This is a genomic window from Bradyrhizobium sp. CCGE-LA001, from assembly GCF_000296215.2.
GTDB lineage: Bacteria > Pseudomonadota > Alphaproteobacteria > Rhizobiales > Xanthobacteraceae > Bradyrhizobium.
Genome location: NZ_CP013949.1, coordinates 897,165 through 918,061, shown reverse-complemented (window position 1 = coordinate 918,061; position 20,897 = coordinate 897,165). Strand labels below are relative to the sequence as shown.

The 20,897-nt window shown below is 64.6% G+C and carries 26 protein-coding genes and 2 tRNA genes; 9 read left to right on the top strand and 19 right to left on the bottom strand.

Annotated elements, in window-relative coordinates; all coding sequences use genetic code 11:
• The first annotated feature begins 145 nt into the window (after window positions 1-145).
• A complete protein-coding gene (locus BCCGELA001_RS04430; RefSeq protein ID WP_060734713.1) occupies window positions 146-460 on the top strand; it encodes a hypothetical protein in 315 nt (104 codons plus the stop codon).
• A 53-nt stretch (window positions 461-513) separates the two neighbouring features.
• Here BCCGELA001_RS04430 and BCCGELA001_RS04425 read toward each other — a convergent pair whose 3' ends face one another.
• The 4 genes from BCCGELA001_RS04425 to BCCGELA001_RS04410 all read right to left on the bottom strand — a co-directional run bounded on the left by BCCGELA001_RS04425 (window position 514) and on the right by BCCGELA001_RS04410 (window position 3,666).
• Window positions 514-1,782, bottom strand: a complete 1,269-nt coding sequence (locus BCCGELA001_RS04425; RefSeq protein WP_060737481.1) for a flavin monoamine oxidase family protein — start codon at window positions 1,780-1,782, stop codon at window positions 514-516.
• Window positions 1,783-1,790: 8 nt separating this feature from the next.
• Window positions 1,791-2,501, bottom strand: coding sequence for a RibD family protein (locus BCCGELA001_RS04420; RefSeq protein ID WP_060734712.1), 711 nt, complete (start codon window positions 2,499-2,501; stop codon window positions 1,791-1,793).
• Between the two features lie 15 nt (window positions 2,502-2,516).
• The gene (locus tag BCCGELA001_RS04415) at window positions 2,517-3,179 is read right to left on the bottom strand and encodes an FABP family protein (protein WP_060737480.1); all 663 of its coding nucleotides are present in this window, start codon (window positions 3,177-3,179) and stop codon (window positions 2,517-2,519) included.
• A gap of 127 nt (window positions 3,180-3,306) precedes the next feature.
• Window positions 3,307-3,666 (bottom strand): hypothetical protein, encoded by a 360-nt coding sequence (locus BCCGELA001_RS04410; RefSeq protein WP_442855164.1) that lies wholly within the window; start codon window positions 3,664-3,666, stop codon window positions 3,307-3,309.
• Between the two features lie 185 nt (window positions 3,667-3,851).
• Between BCCGELA001_RS04410 and BCCGELA001_RS04405 the strand changes: the two genes are divergently transcribed.
• The 4 genes from BCCGELA001_RS04405 to BCCGELA001_RS36755 all read left to right on the top strand — a co-directional run bounded on the left by BCCGELA001_RS04405 (window position 3,852) and on the right by BCCGELA001_RS36755 (window position 6,022).
• Window positions 3,852-4,397 carry a sigma-70 family RNA polymerase sigma factor gene (locus tag BCCGELA001_RS04405; protein ID WP_060737479.1) on the top strand — a complete coding sequence of 182 codons (546 nt, stop codon included), beginning with the start codon at window positions 3,852-3,854 and terminating at the stop codon, window positions 4,395-4,397.
• The gene (locus tag BCCGELA001_RS04400; protein WP_008543045.1) at window positions 4,394-5,035 is read left to right on the top strand and encodes a ChrR family anti-sigma-E factor; all 642 of its coding nucleotides are present in this window, start codon (window positions 4,394-4,396) and stop codon (window positions 5,033-5,035) included. Before BCCGELA001_RS04405 ends, BCCGELA001_RS04400 begins: the two co-directional genes overlap by 4 nt.
• Window positions 5,036-5,115: 80 nt before the next feature.
• The gene (locus BCCGELA001_RS04395) at window positions 5,116-5,700 is read left to right on the top strand and encodes an RNA polymerase sigma factor (RefSeq protein WP_008543043.1); all 585 of its coding nucleotides are present in this window, start codon (window positions 5,116-5,118) and stop codon (window positions 5,698-5,700) included.
• 19 nt (window positions 5,701-5,719) lie between these two features.
• Window positions 5,720-6,022 carry a hypothetical protein gene (locus BCCGELA001_RS36755; protein WP_144441135.1) on the top strand — a complete coding sequence of 101 codons (303 nt, stop codon included), beginning with the start codon at window positions 5,720-5,722 and terminating at the stop codon, window positions 6,020-6,022.
• Window positions 6,023-6,075: 53 nt separating this feature from the next.
• Here the strand turns inward: BCCGELA001_RS36755 and BCCGELA001_RS04385 are convergent, their stop codons facing one another.
• Both BCCGELA001_RS04385 and BCCGELA001_RS04380 read right to left on the bottom strand, forming a co-directional pair.
• Window positions 6,076-6,477 (bottom strand): DUF2177 family protein, encoded by a 402-nt coding sequence (locus BCCGELA001_RS04385; RefSeq protein WP_008543034.1) that lies wholly within the window; start codon window positions 6,475-6,477, stop codon window positions 6,076-6,078.
• 140 nt (window positions 6,478-6,617) lie between these two features.
• Window positions 6,618-7,424 carry a DUF1295 domain-containing protein gene (locus BCCGELA001_RS04380; protein WP_008543033.1) on the bottom strand — a complete coding sequence of 269 codons (807 nt, stop codon included), beginning with the start codon at window positions 7,422-7,424 and terminating at the stop codon, window positions 6,618-6,620.
• 158 nt (window positions 7,425-7,582) lie between these two features.
• Here BCCGELA001_RS04380 and BCCGELA001_RS04375 point away from each other — a divergent pair, with 158 nt between their 5' ends.
• From BCCGELA001_RS04375 to BCCGELA001_RS04365, 3 genes are read left to right on the top strand one after another with little or no spacing between them, the layout of a single operon-like run.
• A complete protein-coding gene (locus tag BCCGELA001_RS04375; protein WP_060734710.1) occupies window positions 7,583-8,896 on the top strand; it encodes an NAD(P)/FAD-dependent oxidoreductase in 1,314 nt (437 codons plus the stop codon).
• 4 nt (window positions 8,897-8,900) lie between these two features.
• A complete protein-coding gene (locus BCCGELA001_RS04370; RefSeq protein WP_060734709.1) occupies window positions 8,901-9,689 on the top strand; it encodes a DUF1365 domain-containing protein in 789 nt (262 codons plus the stop codon).
• A gap of 3 nt (window positions 9,690-9,692) precedes the next feature.
• Window positions 9,693-10,910, top strand: coding sequence for an SAM-dependent methyltransferase (locus tag BCCGELA001_RS04365; protein ID WP_060734708.1), 1,218 nt, complete (start codon window positions 9,693-9,695; stop codon window positions 10,908-10,910).
• Window positions 10,911-11,070: 160 nt separating this feature from the next.
• Here the strand turns inward: BCCGELA001_RS04365 and BCCGELA001_RS04360 are convergent.
• From BCCGELA001_RS04360 to BCCGELA001_RS04300, 13 genes are all read right to left on the bottom strand, one after another.
• Window positions 11,071-11,146 (bottom strand) — tRNA-Phe (locus tag BCCGELA001_RS04360).
• 186 nt (window positions 11,147-11,332) lie between these two features.
• Entirely contained in the window at window positions 11,333-11,515 is a 183-nt protein-coding gene (gene yacG / locus BCCGELA001_RS04355) for a DNA gyrase inhibitor YacG (protein ID WP_008543017.1), read from the bottom strand.
• 136 nt (window positions 11,516-11,651) lie between these two features.
• Window positions 11,652-12,284, bottom strand: a complete 633-nt coding sequence (locus tag BCCGELA001_RS04350; protein ID WP_008543015.1) for a Maf-like protein — start codon at window positions 12,282-12,284, stop codon at window positions 11,652-11,654.
• A 279-nt stretch (window positions 12,285-12,563) separates the two neighbouring features.
• Window positions 12,564-13,031 (bottom strand): arsenate-mycothiol transferase ArsC, encoded by a 468-nt coding sequence (locus BCCGELA001_RS04345; RefSeq protein WP_060734707.1) that lies wholly within the window; start codon window positions 13,029-13,031, stop codon window positions 12,564-12,566.
• 72 nt (window positions 13,032-13,103) lie between these two features.
• Window positions 13,104-13,601 (bottom strand): UPF0262 family protein, encoded by a 498-nt coding sequence (locus BCCGELA001_RS04340; RefSeq protein ID WP_008543010.1) that lies wholly within the window; start codon window positions 13,599-13,601, stop codon window positions 13,104-13,106.
• Window positions 13,598-14,893, bottom strand: coding sequence for a histidinol dehydrogenase (gene hisD / locus BCCGELA001_RS04335; protein WP_060734706.1), 1,296 nt, complete (start codon window positions 14,891-14,893; stop codon window positions 13,598-13,600). Before hisD ends, BCCGELA001_RS04340 begins: the two co-directional genes overlap by 4 nt.
• 122 nt (window positions 14,894-15,015) lie before the next feature.
• Window positions 15,016-15,465 (bottom strand): DUF2948 family protein, encoded by a 450-nt coding sequence (locus BCCGELA001_RS04330; protein ID WP_008543004.1) that lies wholly within the window; start codon window positions 15,463-15,465, stop codon window positions 15,016-15,018.
• Window positions 15,466-15,548: 83 nt separating this feature from the next.
• Window positions 15,549-16,208, bottom strand: coding sequence for an NAD(P)H-binding protein (locus BCCGELA001_RS04325; protein ID WP_060734705.1), 660 nt, complete (start codon window positions 16,206-16,208; stop codon window positions 15,549-15,551).
• A 56-nt stretch (window positions 16,209-16,264) separates the two neighbouring features.
• Complete coding sequence (locus tag BCCGELA001_RS04320) at window positions 16,265-17,089, bottom strand: alpha/beta fold hydrolase (RefSeq protein ID WP_060734704.1); 825 nt, start codon at window positions 17,087-17,089, stop codon at window positions 16,265-16,267.
• 128 nt (window positions 17,090-17,217) lie between these two features.
• Window positions 17,218-17,727, bottom strand: a complete 510-nt coding sequence (locus BCCGELA001_RS04315) for a hypothetical protein (protein WP_008542993.1) — start codon at window positions 17,725-17,727, stop codon at window positions 17,218-17,220.
• Between the two features lie 290 nt (window positions 17,728-18,017).
• Window positions 18,018-18,326: an EthD family reductase gene (locus BCCGELA001_RS04310; protein ID WP_008542992.1), complete on the bottom strand. Its 309-nt coding sequence runs from the start codon at window positions 18,324-18,326 to the stop codon at window positions 18,018-18,020.
• Window positions 18,327-18,507: 181 nt separating this feature from the next.
• Window positions 18,508-20,214, bottom strand: a complete 1,707-nt coding sequence (locus BCCGELA001_RS04305; RefSeq protein WP_008542989.1) for an FAD-dependent oxidoreductase — start codon at window positions 20,212-20,214, stop codon at window positions 18,508-18,510.
• 67 nt (window positions 20,215-20,281) lie between these two features.
• The gene (locus BCCGELA001_RS04300; protein ID WP_060737478.1) at window positions 20,282-20,467 is read right to left on the bottom strand and encodes a hypothetical protein; all 186 of its coding nucleotides are present in this window, start codon (window positions 20,465-20,467) and stop codon (window positions 20,282-20,284) included.
• A 314-nt stretch (window positions 20,468-20,781) separates the two neighbouring features.
• Here BCCGELA001_RS04300 and BCCGELA001_RS04295 point away from each other — a divergent pair.
• Window positions 20,782-20,856, top strand: a tRNA-Thr gene (locus tag BCCGELA001_RS04295).
• Window positions 20,857-20,897 lie beyond the last annotated feature (41 nt).

The window sequence follows — 20,897 nt, the reverse complement described above, 5'->3', positions numbered from 1 at the left end:
CAGCGCTCCGCAAGGGGAACCATTGTAAACTATCGTTAATGCATCACTCACACTACCTTAGTGCTGCGTCGTTTCGACGCCCGCACTGGCCGGAACGCGCGGGATGCTCATCTGTTGTCACACGACATTCAACTGGAGTGATGACATGAAGTATCTCTTTGTCGCGATGGCCGTCGGTGCTGCGGCGCTTGCCGGTGGCTCTGCGGCGAACGCGGCCGGTGGTTCCAGCGCGAAGCAAACCGCGCAGGAAAGCCAGACCACAGACATCAGCGCGCACCGGAGGCATCATCATTGGCGTGGTCACCGCCATCACTGGCGGCACCATCACAGCCACTACCGGCCCTATTATCGGAGCTATGGTTATTACCCGCGCCACCACGGCTATTACGGCGGTGGTCCGTACGGATATTACGGCGGTGGTCCCGGCGTGACCTTCAGCTTCGGCGGCGGACGCTGGTAAGCCAGACGCAGTCCACACACAGGAGGCCCGCAGAGATGCGGGCCTTTTTCTCATCACCTCAGAATTAGCTCCGCCGTCGCGAGGCCGCTCGCCAGCGCCGCTTCAACCGTGCCCATGTCACGGCCGCGATAGAGCGCCTCTCCGGAAAACAGAACCATCCCGTCGGAGCGCGATAGCGTCGCCTGCGCCTGCCGCGTACGTGGTGTTGCCCAGGAATAGGCGCCGCGGGCGAAGGAATCGTGCATCCAATTGATTGCCGCCGACGCCATGAGGTCACGTGCAATGACCTCGCGCGGTATCTTGAAGATGGCGGCGAGCGTATCGAGCCCGGCCGCGATCAGTTCTTGCTGATCGAGATGCGACAGTTCCGCCGTCCGCGGCCCCCCGAACCAGCCGGTCAGCACCGGGTGCTGATCCGGATATCGCGTCCACCACACTGGAATCGTCTCCTCCGAGAGCAGGAAGGTCATGTCGGCGAGATCTTCGCCGTGGTCGCGCCACCATGGTCGCGTGAAGCGGAGCAGAATCTTGATGACGTTGCCGAAGCCGATGTCGTCGGCTGCAATGAGCTTCGCGCGCGCATCTGCCGGCAGCGCGATCTCACGCAGCAGCGGCAGTGGCACGGTCAAGACGACGCGGTCGCATGGATGCGCATCGCCGCGTGCGCAGCGAACGACCACGGATCCGCCTTCCTCCTCGATCGCCGACACTGTGCAACCGAGCCGGATCGCAACGCCGAGGCTGTGGCACTCGGCCGCCAGAAAGTCGATCAGCGCGCCATAGCCGCCCTCGATGCGGGCCTGCGGCGCGTGACCGCCGTCCATCCACTCCTCGCGCAGCGCCAGCGTCGAGGCGTGCTCGGGGTCTGCAGCATCATAGCCCTCGACCATGCGCTCGATCGAATACCGTAGCTGCGCATACTCCACGCCGGCAAAATGGCGGCGCAGGAAATCGGCGACGGCGAGATCGTCCTTCAAGTCCCGAAGCAAGGCGTGCAGCGCTGCCTCATGCGGGTCGTGCCGGTTTGCATGCGACAGGCCTGCGCCGTCAAAGCTCCACTGTGTGCCTGCGATCTCCTGAAGAGGCAGCCCGGCCTCGCGCAGCAAGGCCCGCGTGATCGGCGCCTCGCCATGGACGAACTCGGCGCCGCCATCGGCGGGGTAGCCGAACTGCGAGACCGGCAGCGGATGGATGCGCCCGCCGCAGCGCTCGCGCGCCTCCAGGATGGTCACGCGGCGGCCCGTACGCGCCAGCTCCCGTGCCGCCATCAGCCCGGCGGCGCCGGCGCCGACAATGACGATGTGCTCCGATTGTTGCGACATGCCGGCGCTCAACTGGCCCCGGCTTGCGGCTCGTTCTGGATCAGATAGCGCAGCAAGAGGACACCGCCGCCGAGCTGACGCGTGCTCTCCAGCGTCATCGCCGTGAGCGGCGCACGCTTGTCGCTGTCCGCTTCCGTCGATTCGAACACGAAGGGTGCACCCTTCGCGCCGTCGATGGCGGGGCTGAGGATCAGATTGAATTCATCGATGAGGCCGGCGCGCAGGAACGCGCCATTGGCAACGCCGCCGCCCTCCACCAGCAGGCGCTTCACGCCGAGCTCGCGGCTGAGGATGTCCAGCGTGAGCGCCAGATCGATCTCGGACTTGCCGGCGAAAATGTAGGACACGCCTTCGCCGCGGAGCCCCGCGAGATGCGAATCCGGCACGCTTTCGGTGAGCACGAAGACGATCGGATCGCCGCCGATGTCGGAGCGGCCCCAGCCGATCTTGCCCTGCGCATCGAGCACGACGCCATAGGTCTTCGCACCACGCCGCGCCAGCCAATTTTCGCGCGGAAATTTTTGAGGCGTTTCGGTCGGATACGGCTTGCCCTTGGCGAATTCGGAGCCGGTGACGCGGCCGATCACCCAGGCATCGCCGCCGAGTTCGTCATGGATCTTCTCGAACCAGTCCGTGCCCGCACCCTTCGGACGCCAGCGGCTGGGATGGGTGCGGCCGTCCAGGCTCGAATGCATGAGACAAACGACGTAAGGCTTCATGTGCTTCTCCGAATCTCAAGCCCCCGACCCACCGGCCTTGGCGCGATCGTTCACGATCACCGCCAGCGGATTGAGCTTTGGCGGTGCGACCAGCTCGAGCGTGTTGGTGTCGCGGTGATTGAACGGCGCGCCGCGCACGAACAACTCGGTCTGGATCAGATAGGTCCAGCTGCCGTCGTCGTTGAAGCTGATGTCGCAGCGATAGGAATCGGTGCGGAAAGCCTGCTCCAGGAAATCGGTCGAGCAGATCCCGTAAGCGGTCTCGCCGCGGTTCGCGCTAACGGAGATCGTCCTGTCGTCCGGCCCGGCCTTGCCGGAGGCGAGCAGCACCTGCCCCCGCGGGATCGCCAGCGTCTGCATGATCAGACCGGTCGCCGGCTCCCACAGCCAATAGCCGACCTGATCGTGGAAGGTGATGTCCTCTTCGGGTGTGTTGATGTGGATGTGATAGCGCAGCCCGTAGAACAGCTGCGGCCCGTTGGCCTGCGGATCGATCGGGTCCATACGGATGCGCTCGATGAAGGTGCGCCGCTCCGGTCCCTCCGCCTTCGGATTGACGTCGATACCCTTGTTTGCCTGCCAGCTGCCGGCCAGACCGCGAAGCGGGCCGAGATTGGCAAGGCCGTCGGGCGAGACGTCCTCGGGCTCGGTGAAGATGTCGGCAGGAAGGGGAAGCATGGTGTCCTCGCGCAAGATTTGCGAGGAGCAGCCATAGCACGGAGGCGCGTCTGCGACTCGCGCGCAAGTCTCACAATTGCGAATGGACCCCGGCGCGACGTAGCGCGTCCAGCGACCAGGACCGTCTTCAGGCCGCTTCCGACATCGATCTCGCGCGCTGCTCGAGCACGCCGATCGTCGACACCAGATTGTCGCGTCGCGCGCGAAGATTCAGCGCGAGCAGCGGATATGTCGGTTGACTGGCGTCGAACACCCCGGCTTTGGCTTCCTCTTCGAGAATGTCGGTATTGATGAGCCGAACGCGCCACCAAAGATCGGCGATCAACGCATCGAGCCGGAGCTCGCCGGCAGTACCAGAACGGGACATGTCTTGCATCGCTTGCCTCAACCTGAAACGGGCCTCTCCGCCGAGGCCGGATTTGGTCGAGACTGAGCAAGCCGGATGCCAAACCGGATCGCTATGCCGACAGACGATCTGGACGCCCAACAATGCGGGTTCCGCAGTGATCCAGCGCCCCGCCCCGGTCGTTGTCAGTCCGAGAGGTCGCTTGTCGAGGCGCTATGATCGCTGCTATCCGGGCTTTGAAGATGCCAATCCGGGCCGAGGCCGGTTTGCCCCGGAGGGTGACGACGCGGCTGTCGATTGGTGCGAGCAAAGGGCCGAAGGCAACGGTGGACTGGGCTGATTTGATCGGACGCGTCGCCTCTGGCGGTGACCGGGAGGCTTTCAAGCGACTGTTTGAGCATTTCGCGCCCCGCATCAAGGGCCTGATGCTCAAAGCAGGTTGCAACGCCGAGGAGGCGGAAGAGATCGCCCAAAGCACCATGATCGCCGTGTGGCGGAAGGCGCACCAGTTCGATCCGGCGACAGCCGGCGCGGCGGCCTGGATCTTCACGATCGCGCGCAATCTGCGGATCGACTTGTTCCGCCGCAGGATGCGGGCGGATCGGCTGGAAACCGGCCTCGAACTGCCCGATGCGCCGGATCAAGCCGAGCCGGCCGACATCCTGATTTCACGCGGGCAGGATGCGGCGCGGATCGCGTCGGCCATTCAGCAACTCTCGGCAGAGCAATCCTTGGTGGTGAGGCTGTCGTTCATCGAGGAAAGGCCACACCCGGAAATCGCGCGCGCACTGGGAATTCCGCTAGGAACGGTCAAGTCAAGGATCAGGTTGGCGATGAACCGGTTGCGAGACATTTTGGACGAAGAAGCATGACGATCAGCCATCATCCGCCGGAAGATCTTCTGGCCGATTTCGCGGCCGGCAAGCTTGAAGAGGCCCATCAGCTGGTCGTGGGGGTGCATGTCGCCGGCTGCCCGCGCTGCACCCGCTTCGTGCAGGCCATCGAGCAGCTCGCAGGCGCCGCGCTGGAGGATGTCGCACCGGTGCCGATCGCAACAGATGCGTTCGACCGTGTGATGTCACGCATTCACGAAGCCCCGAAGGAGGCAGTCGCGCCTGCCCTGGCGTCCGACACCGATGACGATGTTCCGCCGGCCTTGCGAAAGTATCGCATCGGCAAGCGCCGGCGGGTCGCGCCCGGTCTCAGCCTGCGACCAATCGAGCTATCTGGTCAGGGCCAAGCGCGTGCCTTCCTGCTTCGGTCAGCGCCGGGCTCGCGCATGCTCGAGCACACTCACACCGGCACCGAGCTGACGCTCGTGCTCGAGGGCAGCTTCAGCCATGAGGGCGGGCACTTTGGTCCCGGTGATTTCGACTATGGCGACGACGAGGTCGAACATCGCCCCATCGTCGGCAACGAAGGTCCTTGCCTCTGCCTGGTCGCGATGACGGGCGACCTGCGCATGAACGGCTTCCTCGGCCGATTGATCGGGCCCTTCGTGCGACTCTGATCCTGCTTGGTCTTTCTCCCTTTGGGTGATCCGGGCCTGCGTCCGGAGCGTTTCGTAAGCAAACGCATGGGAGACAGGACATGGCCTGTTCGAGCCCGGTCAATCAGGCGCGGATCCAGATGCTGCCCGAACTGCTGGCACGCGTTTCCGCTGGCGAGGCACGCGCCTTCGCAGAGCTTCACGCTCTGACACGCGGCAGGCTGCGCCGGATTGCGCTGGCGATCGGCGCCGCGCCGCACGACGTCGATGATATCCTGCAGGACAGCTTCCTGAAGATCTGGCGCAACGCCGCTCGGTTCGATTGCGGTCGGGCATCGGCCATGACCTGGATGTCCGCAATCGTCCGGAACACGGCGATCGATCATCTGCGGACCAGGCGGCAGCCCAGCGTCGAATTCGACGAAGCGCTTTTGACGGTGGCAGCAGACGAGCCGTCACCGGCCGAAGATTTCGACTATGCCAGCGCCGAACCCATCGCCCAGGGCGCGTTGGCCCGCTTGCCGGAAGATCGCCGCAGGCTGGTCGCCTTGGCCTATCTCGAAGGCGAGAGCCGCGCGAGCCTGTCGCGGCGCTTCGGTGTGCCGGTCGGCACCATCAAGACCTGGCTGCACCGGACCATTTTGGCGATGCGCAAGGATTGCCTCAGCGCAGCGGCCGCAGCCTGATCCCGGCGAGACCCCGTGCATGGACGCAGAGATTATTGAATTTCCCGAACAAGGTCGCGACAACAGGCTCGCTTCCGCGATCGCGAGGCTCGAGGCGATTTTGCGAGAGGTCGAACGCGTCGCAGCCGACGAGCCGATAGCCGGCATCGATCGGCTCCTCGCCCTCATGGAACGCATGGGCGATCAACTGGTCGGTCTCGCATGCTATCTGCTCCAGGAAGAGCCGAAGCTGCAGGCCCAACGCGCCTTCATCTCCTTATCCGACAAGATCGCGGAAACGAGAGAGGCGTTGGAACAACTCGAAGGCCGGAAGCAAACCTGAGCCGACACGCATGCGGGTGCGAGGTCGCCCGGATGACGCAGTCGCGCGCCGGCTCAATGCGACAGCTTTTGGGCGACGAGGAATCCGATCCAGGCACTGACGCCGGCAAGACATGATCCCCAGCAGACGTCCGCCACGGTCAATCCGGTCGACCAGTTTCGCAGCGTCGCCTGATTGGTGAGATCGTAGGTCGCATAGGTGAAGCAGCCGAGCAGCAGGCCGGAGGTGAATGCGCGCAACGCGCCGCCATCTTGCTGCGCCGGCAGCACGGCAAACCAGATCAAGCCGAGAGGATACAACAGGTAGAATACGGCTGCGGCTGGCAGGTAGGGCTGGGCCCGCAACATATCGCCGAGCACCGGCCGATACAGCTTGTCGACCATGATCGTCAGCCAGACCATGTCGACGGCAACGAAGGTCACGGCTACAGCAAGGTAGGTCAAGAAGAGATTCATGCCGGTGTGTCTCGTTGCTCTGCATTCGGCTCATCGGCCGCCCGTCAGATTAACGCTTCACGAACCGCAACGGATCACTTCGGGCCCCTTTACGAGATCCGAGCCCGCTGCTGCCGATGCGCCTCCCGCGCCGTCATCTGCTATCGCGGAGCCTGCCGCGCCGGCCATGGGAAGAAGACGCTGGTGCGCGCCTGATATGCACGATAGCGCTCGCCGCGCGATCGCAGCATCTGCTGCTCAAGCGGGGGGATTCCCGTCACGTGGACCAGGATCCAGTACATGATCACCGGGGCCGCCAGGCTGGCCCAACCCCAGGCATAACCTGATGACAGCGCGATGATCGGGTAAGCCAGCCACCCCAGCCATTCGAAGAAATAATTGGGATGACGCGACCAGCGCCACAGACCGACATCGCAGACCTGTCCCTTGCGTGACGGGTCGCGTTTGAAGCGCCGCAGCTGCCGATCCGCCAAGCCCTCGCCGGCGACGGCAATCAGGATGATAACGATCCCGATGTAGTCCTGCAGCCGCAGCTCTGGCGCCGGCGTGTGCGCCGCGAGGAACACCGCAAAGGGGAGCGGCAGCGAGACCAGCGCCTGTGATTGCAGGAAGAAGAACATTCGGCGCGGGGCATCCGCTCCCCATTCGCGCGCATAGTTCGCATATCTGGGATCGTCGACCCCGGCTGCAGAGCGACGCGCAATGTGCGTGCCGAGCCTCACCGACCAGAGCAGCACAAGCCCTGCAACGAGCGCCTGGCGAGCCGGCAGGGCGCCGTCGAGAGGCCACAAGGCAGCGGCTGCGCCGACCAGACCGCTTGAATAGGACCAGATCGCGTCGACCCAGCCGGAATTACCGGTGCGCTGCTGGACGACCCAGGCCAGTCCCATCAAGAGACAGAGGGTCAGCGCCATGCAGCCGATCGCCTGAATGTACGGAAGGATCATGCCCTCACCCCAATTGAGCTTGTCTATACGTCGTGCCCCGGGCTGCGGTTTCGCCCCGGCGCTGTGCTCGCGCGAGGTGATCCGCGCCCTCTTGCCGGACGTTTCCTGATCGTTGCTTCGAGGGCCGTACTAGCGGTACCGTAGTGGGGGCGAAAAGCATGCGTTTGGCCGTGATCGGGACGGGAATTGCCGGCAATGCCGCGGCGTGGCTCCTGTCGAAACGTTACGCAGTGACCGTTTACGAGCGTGAGCTGCAGCCGGGGGGACATAGCCACACCGTTCGCATCGACTATGACGGCGAGCCCATTGAGGTCGATGTCGGCTTCATCGTGTTCAACGAGACCAACTACCCGCAATTGACGTCGCTGTTCGCGCATCTCGGTGTGAAGACCGTCGAGACCTGCATGAGTTTCGCCCTGTCCGCAGATCACGGCCGGTTCGAATGGCGCGGTAGCGGCGATAGCGCCCTGCAAACGGTCTGCGGCCTGTTCGCGCAATTCCGCAACCTCGCATCCCCGTCATATTTCCGCATGCTGGCGGAGGTTGCGCGGTTCAACAAGCAGAGCGTGGCGGATCTGCGCGCCGGCCGGCTGCACGGCCTTACCCTCGGCGAGTACCTGCGCCGGCGATCATTCGGCCCGCGCCTGTTCTCCGACTATCTCGGCCCGATGGGGGCGGCGATCTGGTCGTCCTCATCCGACGACATCCTGTCGTTTCCGGCCGAAAACTTCGTCGCCTTTTTCGACAACCACCGGCTCCTGCATCTCGACCGGCCGCGCTGGCGCACCGTGGGGGGTGGCAGCCGACACTATGTCGACAAGCTAACCGCTTCGTTCAAGCACAACATTCGGCTAGGCTGTGCGGTGACTTCGATCGACCGAACGGGACATGGCGTGACTGTGCGCGACAGCCGCGGCGGGGTGGAGAGTTACGATGCCGTGGTGATGGCTTGTCACAGCGATCAGGCCTTGGCGGCGTTGTCGGATGCCGACGCCCAGGAGCGTTCCATTCTCGAGGCGATCAGATATGCCCCGAACACCATTTATCTGCACCGTGATCCCAGTCTCATGCCGCGGCGACGTCGGGCCTGGGCCTCCTGGAACTTCCTGCGCTGGCCGCGGCAGACGCCTGCCCTGAACGACGTCGCGGTCACCTATTGGATGAACCGGCTGCAGGGCATCGACGAGCGCAAGCCGCTGTTCGTCAGCCTCAACCCTCCGTTCGAGCCGGCGGCCGATCTGACATTCGGGAAATTCACCTTCGCCCATCCGCAATACGATTTGGCCGCATTCGCGGCGCAGCGGCGGCTGCCCGCGATTCAAGGCCGTCGCCGCACCTGGTTCTGCGGCGCCTGGACCGGCTATGGCTTTCACGAGGACGGGCTGCAGGCCGGCATCGCCGTAGCCGAGGCCCTCGGCGCCGACCTTCCCTGGCGTCAACGGGATCTGGCACTGGCCGAGGCTGCCGAGTAAGGCGATGCTCCGAACCGAGACAGCCGAAGTGAAGGATGCGACAGCGCCCGCCGCGCTCTATCGGGGAAAGGTGATGCACGCGCGATGGCGCCCCGTGCAGCACAGATTCACCTACCGCGTGATGAGCCTGCTGATCGACCTCGACCGGATGAAGGAAGCCGATCGCCAGTCGTGGCTGTTCGGCATCAACCGCGCGGCGCCCTTCAGCTTTCACGAAGGCGATCACGGCGACGGCAAAGGGACGAACCTCAGCCAACACGCCCGACGACTCGCGGCGGAACGCGGTATCGACCTGTCAGGAGGCCGCGTTCTCCTGCTCTGTTATCCCAGGGTCTTCGGTTACGCGTTCAATCCACTCTCGATCTACTTTTGCTATGGCGCGTCCGGCAATCTCGCGTTGCTGATCTACGAGGTCCGCAACACCTTCGGTGAGATGCATTCCTACATCCTGCCGGTGCAAGAGGGTAGCGCAGGCTCCATCGTCCGCCAAAGCCAATCGAAGACATTCTACGTTTCACCCTTCATGGAGATGGATACGCATTACCGCTTCAGCGTTTCTCCACCGCAGGAGGATGTGAGCGTGCGGATCGTGCAGAGCGGCACGCAGGGCGCGATGTTTGCGGCGGCATTCCGCGGACGACGCCGCGCTCTGACGAACCGCTCTCTGCTGGGGGCACTCTTTGGTCTGCCCTTCCTGACTTTGAAGGTCATCGCAGCCATTCACTGGGAAGCAATGCGGCTGTGGCTGAAAGGTGTTCCGTACGTGCCTCGTTTGAAACAACGCGAGATCTGAACCATGGACCTGGCAGCCACCCATCCCGCCGTTCGATTCGACGGCGTCCCGTTCTTCGCCCGCCTGGCTCTGCGCCTTGCATCTCAACTTCGGTGCGGTACCCTGCATGTGCATCTACCCGACCAGAGAATGGTGACGTTGCGCGGCCAGCATGCGGGGCCGTCGGCTTCAATCGAACTGAAGAATTACAGGTTCGCGCGCAGCCTCGTCATCGGCGGCGATATCGGCATGGCCGAGGCTTATATTCGAGGCGACTGGGCCACGCCCGATCTGGCCCAGCTTCTCTACGTGCTCTGTCTCAACGAGGACCTGGTGGACAACGCCTTCGCCGGGAACATGCTGGTTCGCCTATGCCGGCGGGCGGTTCATCGCCTGCGCCGCAACAGCAAGGAGGGATCGCGACACAATATCCATGCGCATTACGATCTCGGAAACGAGTTCTTTGCATCGTGGCTCGATTCCAGCATGACCTATTCGTCGGCTCTGTTCTCGGCCGAGACGGCCGACCTTCCCGCCGCGCAACAGCACAAATACGAGCAGTTGGCGAAGGCGATCGAATTGCAGCCCGGTCAGCGCGTGCTCGAGATCGGATGCGGTTGGGGCGGCTTCGCCGAATTCGCCGCCAAGACTTACGGCGCCAACGTCGTCGCCCTCACCATCAGCAAAGAGCAGCATGATTTTGCTCGTCGCCGGATCCACAAGGCCGGTCTTGCCGAGAAGGTCGAGGTCCGATTGCAGGACTACCGCGACCAGGACGGCCATTTCGACCGCATCGCCTCGATCGAGATGATCGAGGCCGTCGGCGAGCAATTCTGGCCGGCCTATTTCAATCAGCTGAAGCAGAGGCTCAAGCCCGGCGGCCTCGCCGGCATCCAGGCCATCACCGTTCACGACGAGCTCTTCGGCAGCTATCGGCAGCGCGTCGACTTCATCCAGAGATATATCTTCCCGGGCGGGATGCTGCCCTCCGCCAACATCCTGCGCTCCTTCGGCGAACGCTTCGAGATGCCCGTCATTCGCGAGCGCATGTTCGGGCAGGACTACGCAAAGACCATTTCGGTGTGGCGTGACGGTTTCAGCCGGGCCTGGATCGACCTGACCTCGCTCGGATTCGACGAGCCGTTCCGTCGAATGTGGGAATACTATCTGTGCTACTGCGAGGCGGGCTTTCGGGCCGGAAAGATCGACGTCGGGCACTTCGTGTTTGCGCGGCAGGGATGAGCGGGAATAGTGCGCGCCCGCTGGGCTGCAAATTGCCGATTGAAGCGGACGTGACCGGGGCGGTCCTCGAACCCCGCCGTGGCGTGCTGGTCGACGTTGAGTTGGACCCAGCCGGTCAGGAAGCGTCCGTCGAGGGTGGCTGCGCTACGGTACCGAAGCATGGTGCCCAGGGGCGGAATCGAACCACCGACACTGCGATTTTCAGTCGCATGCTCTACCAACTGAGCTACCTGGGCGTGCTCCAAGAGAGGGGCCAAAGCCCATCGAGCGGGCGGTTTATAGTGGGCTCGGGGCGGCCTGTCCACCCGGCTTCGCCAAGAGGCTTCGCCGGGCGCGGCCCGGCTGTGCACAAGGCCGGGCGGGGTTTTCGCGACTGGCGGGCGGAGAAGCGCTCTCTAAGACAAAATCTTGATATTATTCATCTATTCCACGTCGTCGGTTTCATCGTCGCGGCCGGGGATAACGTAGGAGCCTTTCAGCCAGCGGTTCAGGTCGACGTCGCGGCAGCGCGAGGAGCAAAACGGACGGGTGGCCTCTGACTGCGGCTTGCCGCAGATCGGGCAGGTTTTGAGCGGGGCGGCGGGCGGCTTGACGTGATCGTTCATGGTCGTTGCAGCTTACATCAGTAGGGCGATTCAAGCGCCTGCCGGCAAACGGGTTCCACGGGCGCCGGCATGCGGTGGCGCCATCCTACGGTGCATGGGGTTGTTTTCGCGATTTTCGCCGCAGCGGCTTGCCGGCTCACACCGCGGTGGTGGCGTTGAGCCAGCCGAAGCGGATCGGAAAGCCCTCGCCGCCGAGCAGCGTGGTGGTCTCGTAGAGTGGCAGCCCGACGACGTTGGTGTAGGAGCCCACCATCTTCACCACGAAGGACCCGGCGATGCCCTGCACGGCGTAGCCGCCGGCTTTGCCGCGCCATTCGCCGGAGCCTATATAGGCTTGGATGTCGTCCTCCGACAGGCGCTTGAAGCGGACGCGAGTCTCTACCAGACGCTGGCGGAAGGCCTCGCGCGGCGTGACCAGGCAGATCGCGGTGTAGACGCGGTGGTTGCGGCCCGACAGCAGCCGCAGGCACTGCGCGGCTTCGTCGACGAGGTTCGCCTTGGGCAGGATGCGGCGGCCGACCGCGACCACGGTGTCGGCGGAGAGGATGAACGCGCCCCGCAGTTCGTCATCCAGCTGCACCGATTTGAGCGCCGCATCGGCCTTGGCCCGGGCGAGCCGATTGGCGCAGGCACGCGGCAGCTCGCCCCGCCTCGGCGTCTCGTCGACGTCGGCCGGCCGGAGCGCGTCCGGCTCGATGCCGGCCTGGTTGAGCAGCGACAGCCGACGCGGCGAACCGGAGGCAAGTACGAATTTGGGGCGGCCGAGCATCAGGTGATTTGGGGGATGAAGCGGGGTGGATTGCGCGCGGAACCTATCGGAAGGGGGCTGATTTCACAACCCGGGAACCGGAGGTGATTCGAGCTTGCCACCACGCGTGTGCCCTCAGTCTGTGACGCAGGTGTTACGGCAGGTCTCGTCTCCCGGACGCGTCGCGGCATTGAAATGCCGCGACGCTGAGCCGGGACCCATGGCCTTGCGCATGTGGTGAGATGGGCCCCGGCCTGCAGCGCATCGCGAAGACACAGCTGCGCTGCGTCCGGGGCTCGATCAGCCCGACGCCGCGCCCACCTTCGCGAATCGCCGGCGGATACGCATCAACAGCTGATCGCAGACCTCGCGATAGGCGGCGAGCTTCTGGTCGCGACTGCCTTCGATGGTGGTGGGATCCATGGTCGGCCAATATTCGACATCGGCCGCGAGGGTCCGCGTCAGCTCCAGGGCCTTGTGGTGCGCCTCAGGCGACAGCGTGATGATGAGGTCGAAGTTCAGCCCCTCCCAGTCCTCTAGCTCCTCGAAGGTCTGCGGCTTGTGCGCGGAGATGTCCTGCCCGAGCTCGGCCATCACGGACACCGCAAACGGATCGAGCTCGCCCTTTCTGGTCCCGGCCGATTTGACGTAGAGCCCTTGCGGAAACATGTGCTGCAACAGGCTCTCAGCCATCGGCGAGCGCACACTGTTCATCGCGCAGGCGAATAGCACGGACTGGGGATTGCTTGCGCGTGGGGGCGCAGCCATCGCTTACGCTCTTTTGTTTTTGCGCATGATCCGATCCGAAAACCGGTTCCCACTTTTCGGGATCATGCGCGCTCACCCCTTCCAATGCAGGACGGTGATGAGCGTGAACAGCCGGCGCGAGGTCTCGAAATCGACCCGCACCTTGCCCTTCAGACGCTCCTGCAGCGTGCGCGATCCCTCGTCATGGATGCCGCGGCGGCCCATGTCGATGGCCTCGATCTTGTCCGGCGTTGCGGTGCGGATCGCCTGGTAGTAGCTGTCACAGATCATGAAATAGTCCTTCACGATCCGCCGGAACGGCGTCAGCGACAACAGATGCGCGACCACGGGCGTGCCGTCCTCGCGGCGAATGTCGAACATCAGGCGGTTACCGGTGATGCCGATATGCAGCGTGAACGGGCCCTGCCCTTCGGCGCCGTCGGGCGCGAACAGGTTCTGCTCGATCAAATCGTAGATCGCGATCGCGCGCTCATGCTCGATGTCGGGCCCGGAACGGCCGATCGAGTCCTCGTCGAGCGTGACGCCAACGATGCGATTGGTCGAGTCGTCCTGTTCGGGCGGCTTTGTCATGACAGATTGAGGCGCAATCCAATCGAGCGCGAATGGGCATCTAACCCCTCCGCTTGTCCGAGCGTCATCGCGGCAGGTCCCAGCGCGCGCAGCTGGTCCGGGCCGCATTTCAGGATCGAGGTGCGCTTCATGAAATCGGCGACCCCCAGCCCTGAGGAGAATCGCGCCGAACGCGCGGTCGGCAGCACGTGGTTGGAGCCGCCGACATAGTCGCCGATGGCCTCCGGCGTGTGCGCCCCGAGGAACACCGCGCCGGCGTTGCGGATCTTTGCAGCGAGCACCTCGGGATCGACAGTCATGATCTCGAGATGTTCGGCGGCGATGGCGTCCGCGAGCGGGATGGCATCGGTGAGATTTCTCACCATGATGATGGCGCCGAAATCATTCCACGAGGCGCCTGCGATCACGGCGCGCGGCAGTGTCTTCAGCTGCGCTGCGACGGCCTTTTCGACGTCGGCGGCAAGCCGCGCGGAATCGGTGATCAGGATCGACTGCGCGCTCGCGTCATGCTCGGCCTGCGCCAGCAAGTCTGCCGCGATCCAGTCGGCATTGCCGGTGTCGTCGGCGATGACGAGCACCTCGGAGGGGCCGGCGATCATGTCGATGCCGACCTTGCCGAACACCAGCCGCTTGGCGGCGGCGACATAGGCGTTGCCGGGACCGACGATCTTGGCGACCGGTGCGATCGTCGCGGTGCCGTGCGCGAGCGCGGCCACGGCCTGCGCACCGCCGACGCGATAGATCTCGGTGACGCCGCCGAGATGGGCGGCCGCCAGCACCAGCGGGTTGAGCTTGCCGTCCGGCGAAGGCACCACCATGACCAGGCGCGCGACGCCGGCGACCTTGGCGGGCACCGCGTTCATCAGCACCGAGGACGGATAGGCCGCGGTGCCGCCGGGCACATAGAGGCCGGCGGATTCGATCGCGGTGTAGCGCCAGCCGAGCTCGACGCCGAGCGGATCAGTGAAGCGCTCGTCCGCCGGGAGCTGACGGCGGTGATAGGTCTCGATGCGGTCGCGCGCGAGCTTGAGCGCATCCAGCGTCGCGGCATCGCAGGCCTTCGTCGCAGCCTCGATCTCGGCGGCGGTGACGCGCATGGAGGTTGCGTCCAGCGTCAGCCGGTCGAATTTCTGCGTGGCCTCGAGCAAGGCCGCGTCGCCGCGCTTTGCGACGTCGTCGACGATGGCGCGCGCGGCGGCCTCGACGTCGGCCGAGACCTCGCGCTTGGCGGCGAGAAAGGCCGCGAATCGCTGGTCAAAATCGGCGCTGCTGCGGTCGAGACGAACGGGCATTTTAGGATGGTCTTTTGGCTGGTCTTTTGGAGCGGGCGGGCTCACCCGACCCCTGCTCAATGGCGCGGCGGCCCCCCGCCGTCAACCCTTCCACTGGTGTCGCCCGGGCGCTGGGGACCACCTCACCCCTCCCCCTCGACCCCCGCGCCCGTTCCCAGCGCGTCCGCCCCGAGGTCGGTCAGCTCGCATTCCAGGCATTCGACGTCGAGGCGGATGGCGCCGCCCTGGGCGAACAAGAGCAGGGCACTGCCGCCAGGCTCCTCGTTGCGGCCGTCCCGGGGGTGAAATTCGATTCCGATGAGGTCCAAAACCTTGTCCGGCGCGGCGAGGTCGATATTGCGCGACTTGCAGGCGAGCACGCGGTCGAAGCGGAGCGCGGCGACCAGCCGGCGCGGCTCGGTCTCGCCCTCCAGCGTCTGCTCCCAGTCCAGCCGGCTCATGCCGACCACGAGCCGCTTCTCGCTCTGCCGCCAGATGATGTCGGAGGCCTGGACACGGGCGTCCTGGACATGGGTCGAGATGACCGCGAGATCGTCGGCGTCCAGTGCAATCAGTTTGAGCTGGGGAGACATCGCCGGCGCTCCTCCTTCAGGATGGGGGGGACTCAACGCGCGCGGGCGCCGAAATTTCCGCGACAAGCTAACGAGGCAGCGACCTAGAGGCTATTGATATCCTCCATCTCCAGCACTTTCCGCTTATGTCCCTCCCGGGCGACGCGGATCATGGCGCGGCCGATCTGCTCGGTCGAGGTGACGAGCGACGGCGAGATCCGGCGCAGCACCGACCAGAGTGGCCAGGTTGCGGTGTAAACGGCCTGCACCCAGGCCGTCTTGGACCGGGCGCCGTGCAGGGGCTGGATGGCGCCGGGACGGAACATGTAGGCGGCCTTGAACGGCAGCTTGAACAGATCGTTCTCGGTCTTGCCCTTGATCCGCGCCCACATCCGCGATCCCTGCTCGGTGGAATCGGTGCCGGCACCGGTGACATAGACGAATGTCATCTGCGGATTGAGCTTGGCCAGCGCCGTCGCAGCGGCAAGCGTGAGATCATAGGTCAGGTGACGGTAGCGCTGCTCGCTCATGCCGATCGAGGACACGCCGAGGCAAAAAAAGCAGGCATCGAAGCCCGTGAGCTGCGCCTCGATCGCCGAATAGTCCGTGAAATCGTCGTGGATGATCTCGGCGAGCTTGGCGTTGCGCACGCCGGTTGGGCTGCGTCCGACCACGAGCACGCGGTCGATGCCGCGATCAACCAGGCATTCGCGCAAGACGCCCTGCCCGACCATACCCGTCGCGCCGAAGACGATGACTTTCATCGGAACGGTCCCATCGGGCTCGCAGCTCAAACCGCGAGCCCCGTCTTCTCGAAGCTTTACGCCTTGAAAAAAGCCAGCAGGTCCGCGTTGATCGTCTCGGCATGCGTGGTCGGCATGCCGTGCGGGAAGCCCTTGTAGGTCTTCAGCGTGCCGTTCTTCAGCAGCTTGGCCGACAGCGGCGCGGAATCGGCGTAAGGAACGATCTGGTCGTCGTCGCCGTGCATCACCAGCACGGGCACGTTGATCTTCTTCAGATCCTCGGTGAAGTCGGTCTGCGAGAACGCGACGATACCGTCGTAGTGCGCCTTGGCGCCGCCCATCATGCCCTGGCGCCACCAGTTCTGGATCACGGCTTCCGACGGTTTTGCGCCGGGACGGTTGTAGCCGTAGAACGGGCCGGCCGGGAGGTCGCGGTAAAATTGCGTGCGGCTGGCGGCGAGCTGCTTCTGGAGATCGTCGAACACGCTCTTCGGCAGGCCGCCGGGATTGGCCGCGGTCTGCACCATCAGCGGCGGCACCGCCGAGAGGATCGCGGCCTTCGCCACCCGGCTGTCGCCGTGGCGCGCGATGTAGTGCACGACCTCGCCGCCGCCGGTGGAGTGGCCGACGTGAATGGCATTCTTGAGATCGAGATGCGCGGTGAGCGCGGCGAGGTCGTCGGCATAATGGTCCATGTCGTGACCATCGGCGACCTGCGCCGAGCGGCCATGGCCGCGGCGGTCATGTGCGATGACGCGATAGCCGCGCGCGACGAAATACAGCATCTGCGCGTCCCAATCGTCCGACGACAGCGGCCAGCCATGGCTGAACACGATCGGCTGGCCCGAGCCCCAATCCTTGTAGAAGATCTCGACGCCGTCTTTGGTGGTGATGGTGGGCATTGTGGGGCTCCTTTGAATGGAAAGGTCATTCCGGGGCGCGCACCTCCGCGAACCCGGAATCTGGAGATTTCTGATCGAGATTCCGGGCTCATCGCTGCGCGATGCCCGGAATGACGAGAGATTGGTGATCAGGCGAACGCCATCGGCTTGTAGCGGCGCCAGGCACCGATGGTGAGCACGACGAAGAACACCAGCACGATGCCCTGCACCACGGCGAAGACCGGACCCGACGGCGGCGCCGGCGGCACGGCGGGCGCGAGCGCGGCGAGCGCCGGCACCTTCAGGAACGACTGGATCACCAGCACGAAGACGTTGAAATAGAGCGAGATCATCGCGGTCACGATGTAGACCGGACGCCAGACACCTTTGAGCTTCATGCTGTAGAGCGCGAAGCAGGCGATGACGAGCAGCACCAGGGAGATGATGCCGATGACGTGCGATGGCAACAGCTCCTTGAACGGAAACAGGAAGCCGGTGGCGCTGGTGAGAATGGTGAACAGCAGGAAGGTCGCGGTGAGGGCCGGCATCGGCTTCGAGCCGAGCAGGCCGAACATCACCACGAGGCCAGCAGCGATGGCGATCAGGCTGATGATGACATGGATCAGCGTTAGGGCTTGCAGGCTCAATCCAAGCATCATGGCATCTCTCCTACTCTCAGCATTGAGATGATGAGAGTAGTATTACGGTCCTCATCGGAATGCCACATGCGCTATCGCCGCATATGCGAAGCAAGCCATGCGCCGTCGTGCAAATTGACAACGACTGCCCGGATTTTTTGCAGTGCTGTCATGGATCGACAGCAGATTGTAGCCCGGATGGAGCGCAGCGAAATCCGGGTTCTCGCGCCTGGATCGTACTGTCCCGGATTACGCTTCGCTCCATCCGGGCTACGAGTGTTCAGGCTTTCGACGAAAGTTGAATCTTTGCTTCAAACTTCCTTGGTGTCGAAGATCAGCAGATCGGCACCGCCGCTGGCGAATTTCGGCACGTCGGCGCCGGTCGCCTTGCCTTCCGGGCTGCCGAATGCCGCCTGGATGTCGGCGACGCTGTCGAAGGTGAGGACAGCGACGAGATGGATTCCGGATGGCCCAGCGGGAGACGCGACCGGTCCCTTGCTCACGGCATATTTCTTCAGGCCGGGAAGTTTCTTGGCGAGGGGAATGTGGGTCTCGGCATAATACTTGTCGAAGGCGGCAGCATCTTTGGGCGTCTTGTAGAGCACGACGACTTCAGCCATTTGGTCCTCCCGTTGTGAATATTGTTCTTCGAAGCGCAATCGGCCTCGCGACGAGGCGATAGTCCGCAGGATGCGGCGCGATGGCAAGCCGGATTCCGCTTGCCATTCGCTTGTCTTGTCCTTGACTTATATTGAGCACGATCTTGCCGGCAAACCGCTTCACACTTTGCCGGATCGTGCTCTAAAGCGCCGGTTTCGCGGCGTCGCCGAGATAGCCGTGCAGGGACGCCACGACCTGCGCCCCTTCGCCGATGGCGCCGCCGACGCGCTTGACGGAGCCGGAGCGGACGTCGCCGACGGCGTAGACGCCGGGCACGGAGGTCTCCAGCGGCGCCACGAGCCGCCCCTGGTTCTGCTCGGACTGCGCGCCCGTCACGACGAAGCCGCCGCGATCGAGCGTGACGCCGCAGCCGTCGAGCCAGGCGGTGGCGGGATCGGCGCCGACGAACAGGAAGAGGTTGCGGATGTCGGCGGCGTCCTCGTCCGACGACAGCCGGCTCTTCCAGCGAATGCGCCGCAAGAGCGAAGCCTCGTCGCCTTCGAGCGCCGTGATCTCGGTGTTGAACATCAATTCGATGTTCGGCGTCGCTTCGATGCGCTCGATGAGATAGCGCGACATGCTGGCGCCCAAGCCGCCGCCGCGGATGATCATCAGCACTTTTTTGGCATGGCCCGAGAGGAACACGGCCGCCTGCCCGGCCGAATTGCCGGCACCGACCAGAGCCACCTCCTCGCCGGCGCAGAGCCGCGCCTCGACCGGCGAGGCCCAGTACCAGACGCCGCGTCCCTCGAACTTGTCGAGGTTCTCGATCTCAGGCCGGCGATAACGCGCGCCGCTCGCGACCACCACCGCGCGCGAGCGCAAGGGATCGCAGCCGTCGAGCGCCACCGAAAATGCGCCGTCCTTGCGCGTGCAGTCGAGCGACTTCACCGTGACGGGGATCATGATGTCGGCGCCGAACTTCTGCGCCTGGGTGAAGGCGCGTGCAGTCAGGGCCTGACCGGAAATGCCGGTCGGAAAGCCCAGATAGTTCTCGATTCGCGCACTGGCGCCGGCCTGGCCGCCGAAGGCGCGGATGTCGAGCACGGCGACGGACAGCCCTTCGGACGCCGCATACACGGCGGTGGCGAGTCCGGCCGGACCGCAGCCGACGACCGCAACGTCGTAAATGCGGTCGCCCTTGGCCCCGCCGATCATGCCGATGGCGCGCGCAAGCGCGGTCTCGTTGGGATTGCGCAGCACCGTGCCGTCAGCGGCGACGACCAGCGGCCAGTCTTCGGGCTTCGGCGAATAGCGCGCGATCAACTCGGCGGCGTCGGTGTCATGCTCGGGATCGAGCAGATGATGCGGCTGGCCGTTGCGGGTGAGAAAGCCTTGCAGGCGCACGACGCCGGTCGAATGCGACGGGCCGATCAGCACCGGGCCGCCGACGCCGCCCTGGATCAGATTGACCCGGCGCAGGATCAGCGCGCGCATGATGCGCTCGCCGAGCTCGGCCTCGGCCACCAGCAGCGCGCGCAGTCGGTCCGGCGGCAGCAGCAGCGTCTCGACATCGCCCTCGGCGCGGCCGTCGACCAGCGCCGGCTGACCCGAGAGCTGGCTGAGCTCGGCTAAAAATTGTCCCGGTCCCTGGTCGATCACCGGCGTGACGTGGCCGAGCCCGTCGCGCTGGGTGATGGCGACATGGCCTTTCAGCACGACGAACATGCCGGGGCCGGGCTTCCCGGTCTCGAATAGGAACTCGCCGTCTTGGTAGCCGCGGACCTCGCCGAAATGCCTGATGCGCTCGATCTCGGCGGGCGTCAGCGCCGGAAAGGTCTGCTCGGGGCGGGTGAACCGCGCCATCTGCGCGTCGCGGTCGGTTCGTTGCTGTTTGTCCTGCCCCATGGCCACTGTCATGCACTCCAAAATAATTCGAGTCGGCCTGCAACGGCCGGTCTTCACTTGCCGGACTTCAATTCCCGGTCTTGTCGGCGGCCCCCTCATCGAGGGAACCATGGTCGTCCTGCGAGGGGTCGGCGATTGCGGCGCGTTCACGCGCCTGCACCTTCCGCCGCTTCAGGTTTTCGCGCAGGGCCGATTTCAGCCGGTCCTGCCGCCCGTCCCGGCCGCGCGCTGCTTTATCGGTCTCGTCGGTCATCTCTGAGCTCATCAAGAGGGCTGCTAGCATGCCCAAGGAATACGACAGCTCAAGAGGCGAGCGCGAACCGATCGCGCGAACTTCAAAATGGGCCGAATCCGCCGGCACGGCCAACTGGCCAGTTGGCTGGGACATCAGCGGGACCAAAATCGTCCAAAATCGGTCATTTCGGGGCAAACGGGCCGATTCCGGCCGGCAACTGCGCCGATTTTCTCGTTTTGACGGGGCCGCCAAGCTTGCACATGAGGGGGCCTTGTGGCATCCATCGCCCCGCTTGGCGGGCCCGGTCGCGGCCCGATTCTGTGCCAGCATTTGCTGCCGTAGCTCAGTGGTAGAGCACTCCCTTGGTAAGGGAGAGGTCGACAGTTCAATCCTGTCCGGCAGCACCAGCTTTCCCCATTGAAGCGTGCGCAACACCGCATGGATGCCA

Coding starts and splice junctions, on each gene's coding strand:
- BCCGELA001_RS04380 (WP_008543033.1), bottom strand. CDS start 7,424: ATGATCCTTCCGTACATTCAGGCGATCGGCTGCATGGCGCTGACCCTC.
- hisD (WP_060734706.1), bottom strand. CDS start 14,893: ATGCCCGTTCGTCTCGACCGCAGCAGCGCCGATTTTGACCAGCGATTC.
- BCCGELA001_RS04330 (WP_008543004.1), bottom strand. CDS start 15,465: ATGTCTCCCCAGCTCAAACTGATTGCACTGGACGCCGACGATCTCGCG.
- BCCGELA001_RS04340 (WP_008543010.1), bottom strand. CDS start 13,601: ATGACAAAGCCGCCCGAACAGGACGACTCGACCAATCGCATCGTTGGC.
- BCCGELA001_RS04395 (WP_008543043.1), top strand. CDS start 5,116: ATGGCCTGTTCGAGCCCGGTCAATCAGGCGCGGATCCAGATGCTGCCC.
- BCCGELA001_RS04385 (WP_008543034.1), bottom strand. CDS start 6,477: ATGAATCTCTTCTTGACCTACCTTGCTGTAGCCGTGACCTTCGTTGCC.
- BCCGELA001_RS04420 (WP_060734712.1), bottom strand. CDS start 2,501: ATGAAGCCTTACGTCGTTTGTCTCATGCATTCGAGCCTGGACGGCCGC.
- BCCGELA001_RS04305 (WP_008542989.1), bottom strand. CDS start 20,214: ATGGGGCAGGACAAACAGCAACGAACCGACCGCGACGCGCAGATGGCG.
- BCCGELA001_RS04425 (WP_060737481.1), bottom strand. CDS start 1,782: ATGTCGCAACAATCGGAGCACATCGTCATTGTCGGCGCCGGCGCCGCC.
- yacG (WP_008543017.1), bottom strand. CDS start 11,515: ATGAACGATCACGTCAAGCCGCCCGCCGCCCCGCTCAAAACCTGCCCG.
- BCCGELA001_RS04320 (WP_060734704.1), bottom strand. CDS start 17,089: ATGCCCACCATCACCACCAAAGACGGCGTCGAGATCTTCTACAAGGAT.
- BCCGELA001_RS36755 (WP_144441135.1), top strand. CDS start 5,720: ATGGACGCAGAGATTATTGAATTTCCCGAACAAGGTCGCGACAACAGG.
- BCCGELA001_RS04430 (WP_060734713.1), top strand. CDS start 146: ATGAAGTATCTCTTTGTCGCGATGGCCGTCGGTGCTGCGGCGCTTGCC.
- BCCGELA001_RS04415 (WP_060737480.1), bottom strand. CDS start 3,179: ATGCTTCCCCTTCCTGCCGACATCTTCACCGAGCCCGAGGACGTCTCG.
- BCCGELA001_RS04400 (WP_008543045.1), top strand. CDS start 4,394: ATGACGATCAGCCATCATCCGCCGGAAGATCTTCTGGCCGATTTCGCG.
- BCCGELA001_RS04350 (WP_008543015.1), bottom strand. CDS start 12,284: ATGCTCGGCCGCCCCAAATTCGTACTTGCCTCCGGTTCGCCGCGTCGG.
- BCCGELA001_RS04345 (WP_060734707.1), bottom strand. CDS start 13,031: ATGGCTGCGCCCCCACGCGCAAGCAATCCCCAGTCCGTGCTATTCGCC.
- BCCGELA001_RS04370 (WP_060734709.1), top strand. CDS start 8,901: ATGCTCCGAACCGAGACAGCCGAAGTGAAGGATGCGACAGCGCCCGCC.
- BCCGELA001_RS04325 (WP_060734705.1), bottom strand. CDS start 16,208: ATGAAAGTCATCGTCTTCGGCGCGACGGGTATGGTCGGGCAGGGCGTC.
- BCCGELA001_RS04310 (WP_008542992.1), bottom strand. CDS start 18,326: ATGGCTGAAGTCGTCGTGCTCTACAAGACGCCCAAAGATGCTGCCGCC.
- BCCGELA001_RS04315 (WP_008542993.1), bottom strand. CDS start 17,727: ATGATGCTTGGATTGAGCCTGCAAGCCCTAACGCTGATCCATGTCATC.
- BCCGELA001_RS04375 (WP_060734710.1), top strand. CDS start 7,583: ATGCGTTTGGCCGTGATCGGGACGGGAATTGCCGGCAATGCCGCGGCG.
- BCCGELA001_RS04300 (WP_060737478.1), bottom strand. CDS start 20,467: ATGACCGACGAGACCGATAAAGCAGCGCGCGGCCGGGACGGGCGGCAG.
- BCCGELA001_RS04365 (WP_060734708.1), top strand. CDS start 9,693: ATGGACCTGGCAGCCACCCATCCCGCCGTTCGATTCGACGGCGTCCCG.